This window comes from Pseudomonas fluorescens (genome assembly GCF_900636825.1).
Classification (GTDB): domain Bacteria; phylum Pseudomonadota; class Gammaproteobacteria; order Pseudomonadales; family Pseudomonadaceae; genus Aquipseudomonas; species Aquipseudomonas fluorescens_BG.
On the sequence record NZ_LR134318.1, the window covers coordinates 1,296,724 to 1,316,345 of the forward strand.

The 19,622-nt window shown below is 58.7% G+C and carries 16 protein-coding genes; 15 read left to right on the forward strand and 1 reads right to left on the reverse strand.

The features are described from left to right. The first annotated feature begins 32 nt into the window (after positions 1 to 32). The 15 genes from bamA to ispD all read left to right on the forward strand — a co-directional run bounded on the left by bamA (position 33) and on the right by ispD (position 18,599). Positions 33 to 2,423, forward strand: a complete 2,391-nt coding sequence (gene bamA, locus EL257_RS05845) for an outer membrane protein assembly factor BamA (RefSeq protein WP_126360643.1) — start codon at positions 33 to 35, stop codon at positions 2,421 to 2,423. A gap of 45 nt (positions 2,424 to 2,468) precedes the next feature. Beyond that, the gene (locus EL257_RS05850; RefSeq protein ID WP_126360645.1) at positions 2,469 to 2,972 is read left to right on the forward strand and encodes an OmpH family outer membrane protein; all 504 of its coding nucleotides are present in this window, start codon (positions 2,469 to 2,471) and stop codon (positions 2,970 to 2,972) included. A gap of 3 nt (positions 2,973 to 2,975) precedes the next feature. After that, a complete protein-coding gene (lpxD, locus tag EL257_RS05855; protein WP_126360647.1) occupies positions 2,976 to 4,031 on the forward strand; it encodes a UDP-3-O-(3-hydroxymyristoyl)glucosamine N-acyltransferase in 1,056 nt (351 codons plus the stop codon). A 106-nt stretch (positions 4,032 to 4,137) separates the two neighbouring features. Further along, complete coding sequence (gene fabZ / locus EL257_RS05860; protein WP_003222142.1) at positions 4,138 to 4,578, forward strand: 3-hydroxyacyl-ACP dehydratase FabZ; 441 nt, start codon at positions 4,138 to 4,140, stop codon at positions 4,576 to 4,578. Continuing rightward, on the forward strand, positions 4,575 to 5,351 hold the full coding sequence (gene lpxA / locus EL257_RS05865) for an acyl-ACP--UDP-N-acetylglucosamine O-acyltransferase (RefSeq protein ID WP_126360648.1): 777 nt from the start codon (positions 4,575 to 4,577) through the stop codon (positions 5,349 to 5,351). The genes fabZ and lpxA overlap by 4 nt, the downstream gene beginning before the upstream one ends. A 2-nt stretch (positions 5,352 to 5,353) precedes the next feature. After that, positions 5,354 to 6,484 carry a lipid-A-disaccharide synthase gene (gene lpxB / locus EL257_RS05870; RefSeq protein WP_126360651.1) on the forward strand — a complete coding sequence of 377 codons (1,131 nt, stop codon included), beginning with the start codon at positions 5,354 to 5,356 and terminating at the stop codon, positions 6,482 to 6,484. A gap of 11 nt (positions 6,485 to 6,495) precedes the next feature. Continuing rightward, positions 6,496 to 7,122, forward strand: a complete 627-nt coding sequence (gene rnhB / locus EL257_RS05875) for a ribonuclease HII (RefSeq protein ID WP_126368010.1) — start codon at positions 6,496 to 6,498, stop codon at positions 7,120 to 7,122. Between the two features lie 76 nt (positions 7,123 to 7,198). After that, positions 7,199 to 10,720, forward strand: coding sequence for a DNA polymerase III subunit alpha (gene dnaE / locus EL257_RS05880; protein ID WP_126360653.1), 3,522 nt, complete (start codon positions 7,199 to 7,201; stop codon positions 10,718 to 10,720). A gap of 139 nt (positions 10,721 to 10,859) precedes the next feature. Beyond that, on the forward strand, positions 10,860 to 11,807 hold the full coding sequence (locus EL257_RS05885; protein WP_126360655.1) for an acetyl-CoA carboxylase carboxyltransferase subunit alpha: 948 nt from the start codon (positions 10,860 to 10,862) through the stop codon (positions 11,805 to 11,807). Between the two features lie 108 nt (positions 11,808 to 11,915). After that, positions 11,916 to 13,244 carry a tRNA lysidine(34) synthetase TilS gene (gene tilS, locus EL257_RS05890; RefSeq protein ID WP_126360657.1) on the forward strand — a complete coding sequence of 443 codons (1,329 nt, stop codon included), beginning with the start codon at positions 11,916 to 11,918 and terminating at the stop codon, positions 13,242 to 13,244. Between the two features lie 274 nt (positions 13,245 to 13,518). Beyond that, positions 13,519 to 15,150 carry a CTP synthase gene (locus EL257_RS05895; protein WP_126360660.1) on the forward strand — a complete coding sequence of 544 codons (1,632 nt, stop codon included), beginning with the start codon at positions 13,519 to 13,521 and terminating at the stop codon, positions 15,148 to 15,150. A 5-nt stretch (positions 15,151 to 15,155) separates the two neighbouring features. Then, the gene (gene kdsA, locus EL257_RS05900) at positions 15,156 to 16,001 is read left to right on the forward strand and encodes a 3-deoxy-8-phosphooctulonate synthase (RefSeq protein WP_007908840.1); all 846 of its coding nucleotides are present in this window, start codon (positions 15,156 to 15,158) and stop codon (positions 15,999 to 16,001) included. Between the two features lie 156 nt (positions 16,002 to 16,157). Next, on the forward strand, positions 16,158 to 17,447 hold the full coding sequence (gene eno, locus EL257_RS05905; protein ID WP_126360662.1) for a phosphopyruvate hydratase: 1,290 nt from the start codon (positions 16,158 to 16,160) through the stop codon (positions 17,445 to 17,447). 169 nt (positions 17,448 to 17,616) lie between these two features. Further along, a complete protein-coding gene (gene ftsB / locus EL257_RS05910) occupies positions 17,617 to 17,895 on the forward strand; it encodes a cell division protein FtsB (RefSeq protein WP_007908838.1) in 279 nt (92 codons plus the stop codon). After that, positions 17,892 to 18,599, forward strand: a complete 708-nt coding sequence (gene ispD / locus EL257_RS05915; RefSeq protein WP_126360664.1) for a 2-C-methyl-D-erythritol 4-phosphate cytidylyltransferase — start codon at positions 17,892 to 17,894, stop codon at positions 18,597 to 18,599. The genes ftsB and ispD overlap by 4 nt, the downstream gene beginning before the upstream one ends. Before the next feature lie 78 nt (positions 18,600 to 18,677). On the opposite strand, the gene EL257_RS05920 is transcribed toward ispD, so the two are convergent. Next, on the reverse strand, positions 18,678 to 19,574 hold the full coding sequence (locus tag EL257_RS05920) for a LysR substrate-binding domain-containing protein (protein ID WP_126360666.1): 897 nt from the start codon (positions 19,572 to 19,574) through the stop codon (positions 18,678 to 18,680). Positions 19,575 to 19,622 lie beyond the last annotated feature (48 nt).

The following is a 19,622-nucleotide window of genomic DNA, read 5'->3' on the forward strand; positions in this document are numbered from 1 at the left end:
GTTTATTGCCAGTTGGAATAAGAAAGGACTTCATGAAACGTCTGCTGCTAACTGCGGTTCTCACCGTATTGATGATCGCCGAAGTTCACGCCGAGTCCTTCACTATCTCTGATATTCGCGTCAATGGCCTCCAGCGGGTCTCCGCGGGTAGTGTCTTTGGTGCCTTGCCGTTGAACGTCGGCGAGCAGGCGGATGATCGTCGCCTGGTGGAATCCACTCGTGCGTTGTTCAAGACCGGTTTCTTTCAAGATATCCAGCTGGGCCGCGAAGGCAACGTTCTGGTGATCACGGTCGTCGAGCGCCCATCCGTCGCCAGTATCGAGATCGAAGGCAACAAGGCGATCTCCACAGAAGACCTGATGAAAGGTCTCAAGCAATCCGGTCTGGCCGAAGGCGAGATCTTCCAGCGTGCCACCCTTGAGGGTGTGCGTAACGAGCTGCAGCGTCAATACGTCGCTCAGGGCCGCTATTCGGCGACCGTCGATACCGAAGTAGTCTCGCAGCCACGTAACCGCGTTGGTCTGAAAGTGAATATCAACGAAGGTACCGTTGCCGCCATCCAGCACATCAACGTGGTGGGCAACACGGTTTTCCCTGAAGAAGACCTGACCGACCTGTTCGAACTGAAAACCACCAACTGGCTGTCGTTCTTCAAGAACGATGACAAGTACGCCCGTGAAAAACTGTCCGGTGACCTGGAGCGTCTGCGTTCCTACTACCTGGACCGTGGCTACATCAATATGGATATCGCTTCGACGCAGGTGTCCATCACCCCTGACAAGAAGCACGTCTACATCACGGTCAACGTGACCGAAGGCGAAAAATACACCGTTCGTGACGTCAAGCTCAGCGGCGACCTGAAAGTCCCTGAAGACCAGGTCAAATCGTTGCTGCTGGTGCAGAAGGGCCAAGTGTTCTCGCGCAAGCTGATGACCACCACTTCCGAGCTGATCACCCGTCGTCTGGGTAACGAGGGTTACACCTTCGCCAACGTCAACGGCGTGCCGCAGCCGCACGATGATGATCACACGGTAGACATTCTGTTTGCTGTCGATCCAGGCAAGCGCGCTTACGTCAATCGCATCAACTTCCGTGGCAACACCAAGTCGGAAGACGAAGTGCTGCGTCGTGAAATGCGTCAGATGGAAGGTGGCTGGGCTTCGACGTACCTGATCGATCAATCCAAGACCCGTCTCGAGCGTCTGGGCTTCTTCAAGGAAGTCAACGTTGAAACCCCGGCTGTGCCAGGTGTCGACGATCAGGTCGACGTGAACTACAGCGTGGAAGAACAGGCTTCCGGCTCGATCACCGCCAGCGTCGGTTTCGCTCAGAGCGCCGGTCTGATCCTCGGTGGTTCGATCACTCAGAACAACTTCCTCGGTACCGGTAACCGCGTCAGCGTCGGCCTGACCCGAAGCGAATACCAGAGCCGCTACAACTTCGGCTACGTTGACCCGTACTGGACCGCCGATGGCGTGAGCCTGGGTTACAACGCGTTCTATCGCACCACTGACTACGATGACCTTGATGTCGACGTAGCAAGCTATGCGGTAGACAGCCTGGGTGCTGGCGTAAACGTCGGCTATCCGATCAGCGAGACTTCGCGTCTGACTTTCGGTCTGTCCGTTCAACAGGATGAGATCAAGACCGGTCAGTACACCGTTGACGAGATTTTCGACTTCGTTAACCAGGAAGGCGACAAGTACTTGAACTTCAAGGCTTCGGCCGGTTGGTCCGAATCGACCTTGAACAAAGGCGTCTTGCCAACCCGTGGTCGTTCGCAGAGCCTGACGCTGGAATCGACGATTCCTGGCAGTGACCTGTCGTTCTTCAAGCTCGATTACCGTGGTCAGTTGTTCCAGCCGATCACTGAAAACTACACCCTGCGTCTGCACACCGAATTGGGTTATGGCGACGGTTACGGTTCGACTGACGGCTTGCCGTTCTATGAAAACTACTATGCTGGTGGTTTCAACTCGGTTCGTGGCTTTAAGGACAGTACTCTTGGTCCTCGCAGTACCCCGAGCCGTGGCCAAGGGGTAACCGGTAACACAGGCACACTCGCTGACCCGGATCAGGATCCACTGCCGTTCGGTGGTAACGTGTTGATCCAGGGTGGTGTTGAAGTTCTGTTCCCGCTGCCGTTTGTTAAAGATCAGCGCTCCCTGCGTACCTCGGTATTCTGGGACGTCGGTAACGTATTCGACTCCAAGTGCGACAAGACTTCCAACGCTGCAGCCGGTTCTTCTTCCAGCACGCAGTGCAACGACATCAGCCTGAGCAACATGGCGAGTTCCGTTGGTGTAGGCGTGACCTGGGTCACCGCACTGGGTCCTCTGAGCTTCGCGCTGGCCATGCCGATCAAGAAACCGGATGAAGCTGAAACTCAAGTGTTCCAATTCTCCCTTGGCCAGACCTTCTAAGCGTCTGACCCTAGATAACGACAATGGATTTTGTAGGAGTGCATCGTGCGTAAGTTGACTCAATTGGTTCTCCTGGCCTCCGTGCTGGTGGCAGGCCCGGCATTTGCCGACATGAAAATCGCCGTTCTGAACTATCAGATGGCTCTGCTCGAATCCGACGCCGCCAAGAAATACGCCGTGGATGCCGAGAAGAAGTTTGGCCCGCAACTGTCCAAGCTGAAGACCCTGGAAAGCAGTGCCAAAGGTATTCAGGATCGTCTGATGGCCGGTGGCGACAAAATGCAGCAAGGCGAGCGTGAGCGTCTGGAACTGGAATTCAAGCAAAAGGCCCGCGACTTCCAGTTCCAGTCCAAGGAACTGAACGAAGCCAAAGCCGTTGCCGACCGCGAGATGCTCAAGCAACTGAAGCCGAAACTGGACAGCGCTGTGGAAGAAGTCATCAAGAAAGGTGGTTTTGACCTGGTGTTCGAGCGTGGCGCAGTGATCGATGTCAAACCTCAGTACGACATCACGCGCCAGGTTATCGAGCGCATGAATCAGCTGAAGTAACCCATGACCGCGACTATCAAGCTCGGCCAGTTGGCCGAGTTCCTCGGCGCCACCCTGCGTGGCGACCCGGAGAAGCCAATTACTGGGCTGGCCACTTTGCAAGAGGCCGGCCCAGCTCAGTTGAGCTTTCTGGCAAATCCTCAATACCGCAAATTCCTGGCCGGTTCCCAGGCAGCAGCACTGTTGCTCAAGGAAGCCGATGCCGATGGTTTTACCGGTAATGCGCTGGTGGTGCCTGATCCTTATCTGGCTTACGCGCGTATCTCGCATTTGTTCGATTCCAAGCCAAAAGCTTCGCCCGGCATTCATCCGACAGCGGTGATCGCAGCGGACGCAGTGGTCGATCCAACTGCCAGCATTGGTCCCTTCGTGGTGATCGAGACTGGCGCGCGAATCGGTGCGCAGGTGACGCTGGGTGCGCATTGTGTCGTCGGCGCCCGCAGCGAAATCGGTGAGGGTGGTTGGCTCGCGCCCCGCGTGACGCTTTATCACGACGTCCGTATCGGCAAGCGCGTGGTCATTCAGTCAGGGGCAGTGCTAGGCGGGGAAGGCTTTGGCTTTGCCAACGAAAAAGGCGTCTGGCAGAAGATCGCGCAGATCGGTGGCGTGACCATTGGCGACGATGTGGAGATTGGCGTGAATACCGCCATCGACCGCGGCGCCCTGGCCGATACCGTGATCGGCAATGGCGTAAAGCTCGACAACCAGATTCAGATTGCGCACAACGTCCAGGTGGGTGACCACACCGCAATGGCCGCGTGCGTGGGCATCTCCGGCAGCACCAAAATCGGCAAGCACTGCATGCTGGCTGGCGGTGTTGGCCTGGTTGGCCACATCGACATTTGCGACAACGTTTTCCTCACCGGAATGACCATGGTGACTCACTCGATTACCGAGCCGGGCGCTTATTCTTCCGGCACAGCCATGCAACCGGCGGCCGAGTGGCGCAAGAGCGCGGCCCGCATTCGTCAGCTCGATGATATTGCGCGACGTTTGAAACAGCTGGAAAAGCGCGTAGGGGAAGTGACCCCTGACGGCAATGCTTCATCAGATGGCTGATACCATTTCCATATCAAGTGTGCACAGCCTCTAGACTGCCTCCTTGATTTGCTAGAGGAGTGCGCGTCAGTCGCGCTCCCAATCTTTACATAGGCTTCCCCCCGAAATGATGGACATCAACGAGATTCGCGAATACCTGCCTCACCGTTACCCGTTCCTGCTGGTGGACCGGGTGGTGGAACTGGACACTGAAGGCAAGCGCATTCGCGCCTACAAGAATGTCAGCATCAATGAGCCGTTCTTCAATGGTCATTTCCCTGCGCATCCAATCATGCCGGGCGTGCTGATCATCGAAGCAATGGCACAGGCTGCCGGGATCCTCGGTTTCAAAATGCTTGATGTGAAGCCTGCCGACGGCACGCTTTATTACTTCGTCGGCTCCGACAAGCTGCGTTTCCGCCAGCCTGTGCTGCCAGGCGATCAGTTGATCCTGGAAGCCAAGTTCATCAGTTGCAAGCGCCAGATCTGGAAGTTCGAATGCCAGGCTTCGGTCGATGGCAAGCCAGTCTGCTCCGCTGAAATCATCTGTGCGGAACGCAAGCTATGAGTTTGATTGACCCTCGCGCAATCATCGATCCGTCGGCCGTTCTGGCTGACGGCGTCGAGGTCGGCCCGTGGTCGATCATCGGCGCAGGTGTGGAAATCGGCGAGGGTACCGTGATCGGGCCGCATGTGATCCTCAAGGGCCCGACCCGCATCGGCAAGCACAATCGCATCTACCAGTTTTCCTCGGTAGGCGAAGACACGCCCGATCTGAAATACAAAGGTGAAGAAACCCGTCTGGTCATTGGTGACCACAACGTCATCCGTGAAGGCGTGACCATTCACCGCGGCACTGTGCAGGACCGTTCGGAAACGACGCTGGGCGATCACAACCTGATCATGGCCTATGCGCATATCGGTCACGACAGCGTCATCGGCAACCACTGCATTCTGGTCAATAACACGGCGTTGGCCGGGCATGTGCACGTTGATGACTGGGCGATTCTTTCCGGCTTCACACTGGTGCACCAGTATTGCCACATTGGCGCTCACAGCTTTTCCGGCATGGGCACCGCGATCGGCAAGGATGTTCCGGCGTTCGTCACCGTGTTCGGCAACCCTGCCGAAGCGCGCAGCATGAACTTCGAGGGCATGCGCCGTCGCGGTTTCAGCGAAGACGCGATCCACACCCTGCGTCGTGCGTATAAAACTGTCTATCGTCAAGGGCTGACGGTCGAACAGGCGCTGGCTGAACTGGCCGAATCGGCTGCACAGTTTCCGGAAGTCGCGATATTCCGCGACTCCATTCAGTCGTCGACTCGCGGCATCACCCGCTGATCATGGCCAGTTTGCGTATTGCGCTGGTGGCGGGTGAAGCTTCCGGTGACATTCTCGGCGCCGGTCTCATGCGCGCGCTCAAGGCCCAACACCCCTCGATCGAGTTCATCGGTGTCGGCGGTCCGTTGATGCAGGATGAAGGCTTGACGTCGTACTTTCCGATGGAGCGTTTGTCGGTCATGGGGCTGGTGGAGGTTCTTGGGCGCCTTCGCGAGTTGCTCAAGCGTCGCAAAGACCTGATCGCCACATTGATCGCTGCCAAACCGGATGTGTTCATCGGGATCGATGCGCCTGATTTCAACCTCAATATCGAACTCAAGCTGCGTCAGGCCGGGATCAAGACCGTGCATTACGTCAGCCCGTCGGTGTGGGCGTGGCGGCAGAAGCGCGTACTGAAGATCCGCGAAGGCTGCGATCTGATGTTGACGCTGCTGCCGTTCGAAGCCAGATTTTACGAAGAGAAGGGCGTGCCGGTACGGTTTGTCGGTCACACGCTCGCCGATACCATTCCACTGGAAGCGGATCGCGCTGCTGCCCGCGCTGAACTGGGCTTGTCGGACGGGCCGCTGGTGGCATTGATGCCGGGCAGCCGTGGCGGTGAAGTCAGTCGCCTCGGCGCGCTGTTCCTCGATACTGCCGAGCGCTTGCGTGCGATGCGCCCGGGGCTGCGCTTTGTCATGCCTTGCGCCAACCCGGAGCGCCGTGCGCAGCTTGAACAGCTGCTTGCCGGGCGTGATCTGCCGGTGACGTTGCTCGATGGTCAATCGCATCTGGCGCTGGCGGCGTGCAACGCAGTATTGATCGCTTCCGGCACTGCGACTCTGGAAGCGCTGCTGTACAAGCGGCCGATGGTGGTGGCTTATCGTCTGGCGCCGCTGACGTTCTGGATTCTCAAACGCATGGTCAAGAGCCCGTACGTGTCGTTGCCGAACCTGCTGGCCCAGCGCCTGCTGGTGCCAGAATTGTTGCAGGACGATGCGACGGTCGAAGCCCTCGCGCAAACCCTGTCGCCGCTGATCGAAGGCGGCGAAGAGCAGACGCGCGGCTTCGACGAGATCCACCGCACGCTGCGACGGGATGCTTCCAATCAGGCGGCGGACGCCGTCCTTAACCTGATCGGTCAAACGCGATGAGCAAAACAACGATGCAAATGGGCTTGGATTTCACCCTCGTCGCCGAAGTCGAAGAACTGGTCGCCGGCGTCGACGAAGTCGGTCGTGGCCCCTTGTGCGGCGCGGTTGTAACGGCGGCGGTCATCCTCGATCCAAACCGACCGATCCTCGGTCTCGACGATTCGAAGAAACTCACCGAAGCCAAGCGCGAAAAACTCTATGACGAGATCATCGAGAAATCCCTGAGCTGGTGTATCGCCCGTGCCGAAGTCGAAGAAATCGACGAGCTGAACATCCTTCACGCGACCATGCTCGCCATGCAGCGCGCGGTTGCCGGCCTGCACATTCAGCCAAAACTGGCGATGATCGATGGCAATCGCTGCCCGCATTTGCCGATGCGCGCCGAGGCCGTGATTCAGGGTGACGGCAAGGTGCCGGCGATTGCCGCGGCGTCGATTCTGGCCAAGGTCAGCCGCGATCGCGAGATGGCGGCGTTCGAACTGATCTATCCGGGCTACGGCATCGGAGGCCATAAAGGCTATCCGACGCCCGTTCATCTGGAAGCGCTGGCGCGGCTCGGCCCGACGCCGATTCACCGCCGCTCGTTCGCCCCGGTACGCCTGGCTTACGAAGCGCTGGAAAGCCTGGCGCAGGTTTAGTCGCAAGGCTGATGTTTTATTCAAGGCCCGGTACAATCCGGGCCTTGTTGTCTCTCTGTAACTGGACAGGATCACTATGCCGGCTTCATTCGTTCATCTACGCCTGCACACTGAATACTCCCTGGTCGACGGGCTGGTGCGGATCAAGCCGCTGGTCAAGGCGCTGGCCGGCATGAACATGCCGGCGGTCGCGGTCACCGATCAGAACAACATGTGTTCCCTGGTCAAGTTCTATAAAAACGCCATGGGCGCAGGCATCAAGCCGATCTGCGGCGCCGACCTGTGGCTGTCGAACAAGGATCCGGATGCGCCGTTGAGCCGGATCAGCCTGTTGGTGATGAATGCCAAAGGCTATCGCAACCTCACCGAGTTGATTTCCCGCGGCTTCATCGAAGGCCAGCGCAACGGCATGGTCATTGTCGAGCGCGAGTGGGTGGCCGAAGCCAACGAAGGCCTGATCATGTTGTCCGCCGCCAAAGAAGGCGAGATCGGCATGGCGATGATTGGCGGCAATCCGGCCGAAGCCGAAGCCCTGGCACGCGCCTGGATGGCGGTATTCCCGAATCGGTTCTACCTGGAAATCCAGCGCACCAACCGCCCTAACGATGAAGAGCAACTGCACGGCGCCGTAGCTTTGGCTGACAAGCTCGGCGCGCCGCTGGTCGCGACCAACGATGTGCGGTTCATCAAGCAGGAAGACTTCGCCGCCCACGAAACCCGCGTTTGCATCGGTGAGGGGCGGGCCCTCGACGATCCGCGGCGTTCGAAGAATTACAGCGATCAGCAATACCTCAAAAGCGCCGAGGAAATGATCGAGCTGTTCAGCGATATTCCCGACGCAATCGAAAACACCATCGAGATCGCCAAGCGCTGCAACATCGATGTGAAACTGGGCACGCACTTCTTGCCCAACTTCCCGATTCCCGATGGCATGACCATCGACGAATATTTCCGCAAGGTTTCCTTCGAAGGTCTGGAAGAACGTCTGGCGGTGCTGTTGCCCAAGGACACCACCGAAGACTACGAAGCCAAGCGTCAGGTCTATGTTGATCGCCTGAATTTCGAGCTGGATATCATCATCCAGATGGGGTTCCCCGGTTACTTCCTGATCGTGATGGACTTTATCCAGTGGGCGAAGAACAACGGCGTACCGGTCGGTCCGGGCCGTGGGTCGGGTGCCGGTTCGCTGGTGGCCTATGTACAGAAGATCACCGACCTCGACCCGTTGGAATACGACCTGCTGTTCGAACGTTTCCTTAACCCGGAACGGGTCTCGATGCCCGACTTCGACGTCGACTTCTGCATGGATGGCCGTGACCGGGTCATTGACTACGTGGCCGAGAAGTACGGGCGCAACGCGGTGAGCCAGATCATCACCTTCGGTTCCATGGCCGCCAAGGCTGTGGTCCGCGACGTGGCGCGGGTGCAAGGCAAGTCCTACGGGCTGGCGGATCGTCTGTCGAAGATGATTCCGTTCGAAGTCGGCATGACCCTGGAAAAAGCCTACGAGCAGGAAGAGATCCTGCGGGACTTCATCAAGGTCGATGAAGAGGCGGCGGAAATCTGGGAGATGGCGCGCAAGCTCGAAGGCGTCGTGCGTAACGTCGGTAAACACGCCGGTGGCGTGGTGATCGCCCCGACCAAGCTGACCGACTTCTCGCCGATCTACTGCGACGAGGCCGGTGACGGCCTGGTGACCCAGTTCGACAAGGACGATGTCGAGGCCGCCGGTCTGGTGAAATTCGACTTCCTCGGCCTGCGCACCCTGACGATCATCGATTGGGCGTTGAAGACCATCAACCGTGATCGCGCCAAGGTTGACGAGCCGCCGCTGGATATCGCTTTCATTCCTCTGGATGACAAGCCGACTTATCAGTTGCTGCAAAAGGCCGAAACCACGGCGGTGTTCCAGCTTGAATCCCGCGGCATGAAAGAGCTGATCAAAAAGCTCAAGCCCGACTGCCTGGAAGACTTGATCGCACTGGTGGCGTTGTTCCGTCCGGGCCCGCTGCAGTCGGGCATGGTGGACGACTTCATCAACCGTAAGCACGGTCGCGCCGAACTGGCCTATCCGCACTCGGATTATCAGTACGAAGGCCTCAAACCGGTATTGGCACCGACCTACGGCATCATCCTGTATCAGGAACAGGTGATGCAGATTGCCCAGGTCATGGCGGGCTACACCCTCGGCGGCGCGGACATGCTGCGTCGGGCGATGGGTAAGAAAAAGCCCGAAGAAATGGCCAAGCAGCGCGGCGGTTTCATTGAAGGTTGCGCCACCAACGGCATCGATGCCGACTTGGCCGGTAACATTTTCGACCTGGTGGAAAAATTCGCCGGTTACGGCTTCAACAAATCCCACTCCGCTGCTTACGGTCTGGTGTCATATCAGACGGCTTGGCTGAAAGCGCATTACCCGGCGCCGTTCATGGCCGCGGTACTCTCGGCGGACATGCACAACACCGACAAGGTCGTGACCTTGATCGAAGAAGTGCGGACGATGAAGCTGCGCCTCGACGCGCCGGACGTGAACACTTCGGAGTTCAAGTTCACGGTGAACGACGACGGCCGCATCGTCTACGGCCTCGGCGCGATCAAAGGCGTCGGTGAAGGCCCGGTTGAAGCGATCACCGAAGCGCGACAGGAAGGTCCGTTCAAGGACCTGTTCGATTTCTGCGCTCGAGTCGACCTCAAACGCATCAACAAGCGCACGCTGGATGGTCTGATTCGCAGCGGCGCGCTTGATCGTCTCGGTCCGTATTTCCACGACGAACAAAAAGCCTATCAAGCCAACATCGATCGCAACCGCGCCGTGCTGCTGGCGGCGATGGAGGAAGCGATCAAAGCTGCGGAGCAGACCGCGCGCACCCACGATTCCGGTCACGCCGATCTGTTTGGTGGCTTGTTCGTCGAGGAAGATGCCGACGTTTACGCGTCCCATCGCAAGGCCAAAGAGCTGACCCTCAAGGAGCGTCTCAAAGGTGAAAAAGACACCTTGGGCCTGTACCTGACCGGTCACCCGATTGACGAATACGAAGGCGAGATTCGCCGCTTCGCCCGTCAGCGCATCATCGACCTGAAACCAGCCCGCGACACACAGACCGTGGCCGGGATGATCATTGCCCTGCGCGTGATGAAGAACAAAAAGGGCGACAAGATGGGCTTCATCACCCTCGACGACCGCTCGGGGCGGATCGAGGCGTCGCTGTTTGCCGATGCGTTCCATTCGGCGCAATCGCTGCTGCAGACCGATGCAATGGTCGTGGTCGAAGGCGAAGTCAGCAACGACGATTTCTCCGGTGGCCTGCGCCTGCGGGTCAAGCGCGTGATGAGCATGGAAGATGCGCGCACCAATCTGGCGGAAAGCCTGCGCCTGAAGCTGCAAACCCGGGATCTGAAAGGCGATCAGCTACGCTGGTTGGGGGATCTGCTAAAGCGCCATCGCGGCGCGTGCCCGATCACCATGGAATACACCAGCCCGGATGCGAAGACCTTGCTGCAGTTCGGCGAGACGTGGCGGATCGACCCGGCCGATGCCTTGATTCAGGCACTGCGTGACCAGTTCGGGCGAGACAACGTCTTCCTCCAATACCGTTGACCGGCGAGCGCCATCATGGCGCTTGCCCGAAACCTGAATTTTTAATCTCGACCTCAGCGCGCCTCTCCCTTAAGGTAGGGCGCGAATAGACAACCGGCCGGCCCAAGCTCATTTGGGACACGACCCAAGACGGACGCCTATGAACCCGAATTTTCTAGATTTCGAACAGCCGATCGCCGACCTGCAAGCCAAGATCGAAGAGTTGCGCTTGGTCGGTAATGACAATTCGCTGAATATCGGCGATGAGATCTCCCGCCTGCAGGACAAGAGCAAAACGCTGACCGAGGACATCTTCGGCAAGCTGACCAGCTGGCAGATCGCACGCCTGGCGCGTCACCCGAAACGCCCGTACACCCTGGACTACATCGAACATATCTTCACCGAGTTCGACGAGTTGCATGGCGACCGTCACTTCTCCGACGACGCTGCCATTGTTGGCGGCATCGCGCGTCTGGAAGACCAGCCGGTGATGATCATCGGTCATCAGAAGGGCCGTGAAGTGCGCGAAAAAGTTCGCCGCAATTTCGGCATGCCGCGTCCGGAAGGCTATCGCAAGGCCTGCCGTCTGATGGAAATGGCCGAACGCTTCAAAATGCCAATTCTGACCTTCATCGATACTCCGGGAGCCTATCCGGGTATCGACGCTGAAGAGCGCAACCAGAGCGAAGCGATCGCCTGGAACCTGCGCGTGATGTCGCGTCTGAAGACGCCGATCATCGCCACCGTGATCGGTGAAGGTGGTTCCGGCGGCGCACTCGCCATCGGCGTGTGCGATCAACTGAACATGTTGCAGTACTCGACCTATGCGGTTATCTCGCCGGAAGGTTGCGCGTCGATCCTGTGGAAAACCGCGGAAAAAGCACCGGATGCCGCTGAAGCGATGGGTATCACCGCCGAGCGTTTGAAGGGCTTGGGCATCGTCGACAAAGTGATCGGCGAGCCTTTGGGCGGCGCCCACCGCGACCCGGCCGCTGCCGCTGCTTCGATCCGTGCCGAACTGAGTTCGCAACTGGCGATGCTCAAGCAGTTTGATAACGAAGCGCTGCTCAAGCGCCGTTATGATCGCCTGATGAGCTACGGTCTCTAAGTCGAACGCAGTACCCCTGTAGGAGCTGCCGAAGGCTGCGATCTTTCAAGATCAAAAGATCGCAGCCTTCGGCAGCTCCTACAGGATCCTTGAGAAGCGACCCTCTCCATGAATTCTTCGAAGCGTGATTTGCCATCCCGTCTTCTGCTGAACCTTGAGCCCTGGCGCGACGCCGCTCACTGGCGCATCGCCTTCTCCGGCGGCCTCGATTCCACCGTCCTTCTGCATCTGCTCGCCACCCTGGCGAAAACCGAATCCTTCCCTGCGCTAAGCGCAATCCACATTCACCACGGCCTTCAAGCGGTGGCGGACGCATGGCCGCAGCATTGCCAGATTATCTGTGATGCGCTGGGTATCGCGTTACAAGTTGAGCAGGTGACGGTGCAAAAGGGCGCGAGCCTGGAGCGGGCGGCACGGGATGCGCGTTATGCGGTGTTTAGTGCGCTGACCGAAAGCAATGACGTGCTGCTGACCGGCCAGCATCGTGACGATCAAGCGGAAACCCTGTTGTTCCGGTTGATGCGCGGCGCCGGTGTGCGCGGTTTGTCAGGCATTCCTGCGCAACGTCCCGTGGGGCAGGGGATTCTGGTTCGCCCGTTGCTGGACTTTTCGCGGGCCGAGCTGGAGGCGTACGCCAACGCCCACGAACTGACCTGGGTCGAAGATCCGTCGAACCAGAATCGGCATTTCTCACGCAATTATCTCCGCCATCAAGTCATACCGATGCTCACCCAGCGCTGGCCGCAGGCGCAGGCCAGCATGGCGCGCACGGCTGCGCATCTGCGTGAGGCGCAAGGCCTGCTTGATGAGCTGGCGCAGATCGATCTCGCACAAGCTGAAACGGTCCATGAATTCGCTTGGCTGGGCGTCCCATCACTTGCGTTAGCGCCGTTGGCTGCAATATCTGACGCACGCCAGCGAAATTCCCTTAGCCACTGGCTCGAACCGTTGACCAGTCTGCCAGATGCTGACCATTGGTCGGGTTGGATCAACCTGCGCGATGCCACCACCGATGCCTCACCGATCTGGCGTCTGGCCGATGGCGAATTGCACCGCGGCGCCGGTCGCGTCTGGTGGCTCAGCGCCGACTGGCTGCAAGCGCCGGTCATCGGCGTCGAGTGGCTGAGGCCATCGTCAGCGCTACGCTTGCCCGGCAACGGACATGTCAGGTTCAGCGGGCCGACGCCTTCGGGGCCGTTGCGCATTGGCTATCGGCAGGGCGGTGAAGTCATGCACCTGGCCGATCGTGGCCATCGCGATCTCAAACGCCTGCTCAATGAGCGTGGTGTGCCAGGTTTTGTGCGTGGCAGATTGCCGCTGCTGTTTCGTGGTGAAGAATTGCTCGCGGTGGCGAACCTGTCGGGTCTTGATGGTCAGATGGATGCAGGCTGGACATTGCACTGGCAGCCAACAGACGAAGATCAAGGTTTGAGATGAAAGGGGCATTCCGGTAGACTACGCTCCCTTCTTGATACAACTTCTGTGGATTCGCCTGAATTGCAGGAGTTGCCGATTACCAAGCAGTCTTTGCTGGGCGATTCCAAAAAATGTGTAGCGAGCAACGTACCGGTGTTTCATCTGCCGGTCTGTCCCAACGCGGCGGTTTTTTTGAAAGGTGCACTGTGATTAATGCAGGTGATCGGGGGCTTCGGCCTTCCTTCGCTTTCCCCGGCGGCTCGTACCGCTTTAACGCAGACTTCTAGGGTTTTTCATGACGCGCTACATATTCGTCACGGGCGGTGTTGTTTCTTCATTGGGGAAAGGCATTGCCTCGGCTTCATTGGCGGCTATCCTGGAGGCGCGGGGGCTTAAGGTCACCATGCTTAAGCTGGATCCGTACATCAACGTTGACCCGGGCACCATGAGCCCGTTCCAGCATGGTGAAGTGTTCGTCACCCACGACGGCGCCGAGACCGACCTGGACCTGGGCCACTACGAGCGGTTTATCCGCACGACCATGACCCAGAACAACAACTTCACCACTGGCCGTGTCTACGAGCACGTGCTGCGCAAAGAGCGCCGTGGTGACTACCTGGGTGCAACCATCCAGGTGATTCCGCACATCACCGACGAAATCAAGCGCCGCATCATCAAGGGTGCCGGCGACGCTGACGTGGCCATGGTCGAAATCGGTGGCACCGTGGGCGACATCGAGTCGCAACCGTTCCTCGAAGCCATCCGCCAGCTGCGTTTCGAAGTCGGCGCTAAGCGCGCGATGCTGATGCACCTGACGCTGGTGCCGTACATCGCCACTGCCGGCGAGACCAAGACCAAGCCGACTCAACACTCGGTAAAAGAACTGCGTTCGATCGGTCTGCAGCCGGACGTCCTGGTGTGCCGTTCCGATCATCCGATCGACATCTCGTCGCGTCGCAAGATCGCTCAGTTCACCAACGTTGAAGAACGTGCGGTGATCGCGCTGGAAGACGCCGACACCATCTACAAGATTCCGGGCATCCTGCATTCGCAGGGTCTGGACGATTTCGTTGTCGAGCGTTTTGGCCTGCAATGCGGCAGCGCCGATCTGTCCGAGTGGGAAGCGGTGGTTGACGCCAAGCTGAACCCGGAACACGAAGTGACCATCGCGATGGTCGGCAAGTACATGGAGCTGCTGGACGCTTACAAATCGCTGATCGAAGCGATGAGTCATGCCGGTATCAGCAACCGCACCAAGGTCAATCTGCGTTACATCGATTCCGAAGACATCGAAAACCAGGGCACTGCGCTGCTCGAAGGTGTCGATGCGATTCTGGTCCCGGGCGGGTTCGGTCTGCGTGGCGTGGAAGGCAAGATCACTGCTGTTCAGTACGCTCGCGAAAACAAGGTGCCTTACCTGGGTATCTGCCTGGGTATGCAAGTGGCGGTCATCGAATTCGCCCGTAACGTGATGGGCTGGAAAGACGCCAACTCCACCGAGTTCGATCGTGCCAGCGGCCATCCGGTCGTCGGTCTGATCACCGAGTGGGAAGACGCCACCGGCGCTGTCGAAGTGCGTACCGAATCGTCCGATCTTGGCGGCACCATGCGCCTCGGCGCGCAGGATTGCCTGCTTGAGCCAGGCTCCAAAGTCCATGATTGCTACGGCAAGGACGTGATCGTCGAGCGTCACCGTCACCGCTACGAAGTGAACAACAACCTGCTGCCGCAGATCATCGAAGCCGGCCTGAAAATCTCCGGTCGCTCCGCCGATGCCGCGCTGGTCGAAGTGGTCGAAGCGCCGGATCATCCATGGTTTGTCGCTTGCCAGTTCCACCCTGAGTTCACCTCGACCCCGCGCGATGGTCATCCGCTATTCAGCGGTTTTGTCAAAGCTGCGTTGGCTCAACACCAGAAGAAGGCGTAACCCCGATGGCACAGAAGATCATCCGCGTCGGCGACATCGAGATTGCCAACGACAAACCCATGGTGCTGTTCGGCGGCATGAACGTGCTGGAAAGCCGTGACATGGCCATGCAGGTTTGCGAAGAGTATGTGAAGGTCACCGAGAAACTCGGGATCCCTTACGTGTTCAAGGCCAGCTTCGACAAGGCCAACCGGTCTTCTGTGACCTCTTATCGCGGGCCTGGCCTGGAAGAGGGCATGCGCATCTTCCAGGACATCAAGCAAGCCTTCGGCGTGCCGATCATCACCGACGTCCATGAGCCTGAACAGGCCGCGGTCGTCGCTGAGGTCTGCGACATCATTCAGCTGCCGGCCTTTCTGTCGCGCCAGACCGATCTGGTCGTCGCGATGGCCAAGACCAACGCGGTGATCAATATCAAGAAAGCCCAGTTTCTCGCGCCTCAGGAAATGAAACACATCCTGAACAAGTGCGTGGAAGCGGGTAACGATCAACTGATTCTCTGCGAGCGCGGTTCAAGCTTCGGCTACAACAACCTCGTGGTCGACATGCTCGGCTTCGGCATCATGAAGCAGTTCGAGTACCCGGTATTCTTCGACGTGACCCACGCGCTGCAAATGCCGGGTGGTCGCGCCGACTCCGCCGGCGGTCGCCGTGCGCAGGTTCTGGATCTGGCCAAGGCGGGCATGAGCCAGTCGCTGGCGGGCCTGTTCCTGGAAGCCCATCCGGACCCGGACAACGCCAAATGCGACGGCCCTTGCGCCTTGCGTCTGGACAAACTGGAGCCTTTCCTGGCCCAGCTCAAAGCTTTGGACGAATTGGTGAAGAGTTTTCCGACGGTAGAAACCGCGTAACGCTCGATTCTCCGGTAAAGTACCGCACGATTTGTCGCTCATGCCCTCGGGCGTGAGCGTTGTCGTCTGCAAGCTGCCCGCTGCACACCACTTGCCGACGGTAAAAAGGTTTCCTCTAGCTGCGTCGTTTTCGTCAACTTTGGAGTGTTTACAACAATGGCAAAAATCGTCGACATCAAAGGTCGTGAAGTTCTCGACTCCCGTGGCAATCCCACCGTGGAAGCGGACGTGCTTCTCGACAACGGCATCATCGGCAGCGCTTGCGCGCCGTCCGGTGCATCCACTGGCTCGCGTGAAGCGCTCGAGCTGCGTGATGGCGACAAGAGCCGTTATTTGGGCAAAGGCGTGCTCAAAGCGGTAGCCAACATCAACGGTCCGATCCGCGATCTGCTGCTGGGCACCGACCCAAGCGACCAGAAATCGCTGGATCAGGCGATGATCAAGCTCGACGGTACCGAAAACAAAGCGACCCTGGGCGCCAACGCCATCCTCGCGGTGTCCCTGGCTGCGGCCAAGGCTGCTGCACAGGATCAGGATCTGCCGCTGTACGCACACATCGCCAACCTGAACGGCACGCCGGGTGTTTATTCGATGCCGGTCCCGATGATGAACATCATCAACGGTGGCGAGCACGCCGATAACAACGTCGACATCCAGGAATTCATGGTTCAGCCGGTTGGCGCCAAGTCTTTCTCGGAAGGTCTGCGCATGGGCACCGAGATTTTCCATCACTTGAAAGCCGTGCTGAAGGCCCGTGGCCTGAGCACTGCCGTTGGCGACGAAGGCGGTTTTGCACCGAACCTGGCGTCCAACGAAGACGCGCTGAAAGTGATCTCCGAAGCGGTAGCGAACGCCGGTTACAAGCTGGGCACCGACGTGACCCTGGCCCTCGACTGCGCAGCCAGCGAATTCTACGAAGACGGCAAGTACAACCTGTCCGGCGAAGGTCAGGTGTTCACCGCTGAAGGTTTCGCCGACTACCTCAAAGGCTTGACCGAGCGTTATCCGATCATCTCGATCGAAGACGGTCTGGACGAGTCCGACTGGGCTGGCTGGAAGATTCTCACCGACAAGATCGGCGAGAAGGTGCAACTGGTCGGCGACGACCTGTTCGTGACCAACACCAAGATCCTCAAGGAAGGCATCGATAAAAAGATCGCCAACTCGATCCTGATCAAGTTCAACCAGATCGGCACCCTGACCGAAACCCTGGAAGCCATTCAGATGGCCAAGGCTGCCGGTTACACTGCAGTGATCTCGCACCGTTCGGGCGAAACCGAAGATTCGACCATTGCCGACCTGGCTGTGGGCACTTCGGCTGGCCAGATCAAGACCGGTTCGCTGTGCCGTTCCGACCGCGTTTCCAAGTACAACCAACTGCTGCGTATTGAAGAGCAGTTGAATGGCAAGGCCAAGTACAACGGTCGTGCCGAGTTCCGCGGCTGATTCGTACCTGATGAAAGACACCGGATTGTGTCGAAAAAGTCGTGACAGCGATGGATTTGCCACTAATCTGATGCCTTAAGCACAAAGCCTGGATCTTTCCAGGCTTCGTGCTATCAGATGCTTCAAGTTTTCGCGTGGCTGTCTTTTTTCACTGGATACCTGATATTCGATGCGCAGTCCTTACTGGTTGTTTCTCGTTTTGCTCTTGCTGCTGGCCGGTCTGCAGTACCGCCTGTGGGTGGGCAATGGCAGTCTGGCGCAGGTCGCCGAGCTGAATCAGCAGATTGCTGATCAGCACGCCGAGAACGAGGGTTTGCTTGAGCGCAACCGGGTGATGGACGCTGAAGTCAGCGAGCTGAAAAAAGGCATGGAAACCGTCGAAGAGCGGGCTCGTCACGAACTGGGCATGGTCAAGGACGGCGAAACCCTTTACCAGTTGGCCCAATGATTTTTTCCCTGCCGGCCTTCTGGGCCGTGATTCCTGCCGCGGGCGTCGGTGCCCGAATGGCCGCGGACCGTCCCAAGCAATACTTGCAACTGGGCGGACGCACAATTCTCGAACACAGCCTCGGCTGTTTCCTCGATCATCCGAGCCTCAAGGGTTTGGTGGTCAGTCTTGCTGTCGATGATCCCTATTGGCCTAACCTGGCCTGCGCTGCCGACTCGCGAATTCAGCGGGTCGAGGGCGGCGCCGAACGTTCGGCTTCGGTGCTCAACGCCTTGCTGCATTTGCATGCCCTAGGCGCCGCTGATGAAGATTGGGTGCTGGTGCACGACGCGGCCCGGCCGAATCTCAGTCGTGACGATCTCGACAAGTTGCTCGCTGAACTGGCTGATGACCCGGTGGGCGGTTTGCTCGCAGTGCCGGCGCGCGACACGTTGAAACGCGTCGATAAACACGGGCGAGTTGTTGAAACCGTGGATCGCAGCGTGATCTGGCAGGCGTATACGCCGCAGATGTTTCGTCTCGGCGCGTTGCATCGGGCGTTGGCGGACAGTTTGGTGGCGGATGCGGTGATAACCGATGAAGCGTCGGCGATGGAGTGGGCCGGTCTGGCACCGCGACTGATTGAGGGGAGGGCGGATAACCTCAAGGTGACCCGCCCGGAAGATCTGGAGTGGTTGCGCCAGCGTTGGGCTAACCGTCGCTAAAAGATCGCAGCCTTCGGCAGCTGTTACATGGGATCGCATTCCTTTGTAGGAGCTGCCGAAGGCTGCGATCTTTTGCTTTCAACCGCGATATTCCGGCCGCTCAGCCAATCCTTCCTTGAGATAATCCACCAACTTGCGCACCTTCGGCGATAAATGCCGCTGCTGCGGATACAGCGCCCACACTGCGGTATTTGGCGGTTGATGCGCTTCCAGCAAGGAAATCAACGCGCCGCTGTGCAGATGCTCCAGCACGTAATAGTCCGGCAGCTGGCACAACCCCACCCCCTGCAACGCCGCATCCAGCACCGCTTGCCCACTGTTGCAACGCCAGTTTCCCTGCACACGCTGGGAAAATTCCCGCCCGTTCTGTTCCAGTTGCCAGATGTCCGAACTGCCGATGAGGCAATTGTGCCTACTCAATTCCGACAAACTGTGCGGGCGTCCGTAGCGTTCCAGATAGGACGGCGAGGCGCACAGATACATTCGCCGTGGCGCCAGGCGCGCAGCGACCAGACGAGAATCCTGTAACCGACCCAAGCGGATCGCCAGATCCAGACCTTCGTGCACCAGATCCAGCTGACGGTTGCTCAGCTCGATATCGATGCGCAGTTGCGGATAAAGCCCCATGAAACGCGTCACCAGCGGCACGATAAAACGCTCGCCGTACGCCACGGCGCAGGTCATGCGCAGCATGCCTTTCGGTTCACTGGCCAGGTCACCCACCGCACGTAAGGCTTCTTCGCGACCATCCTGCAAGCGCTGACAATGCTGCAAGAACGTCTGCCCGGCCTCGGTCAGCGTCACCCGGCGAGTACTGCGATAGAGCAGGCGTGTCTGCAACCGCTCTTCGAGCCGTACGATTTGTCGACTGACGTGGGAGGAAGAAACCCCCAGACGCTCAGCGGCGGCAGTGAACTGGCTGCATTCGGCAACGGCGACGAACTCGTCGATGCCTTCCCAGCGGTTTTCGGACATCAGGATTATCCCTGTGGGGCAATAATGTTTTGCTTTCGTCCGGATTAT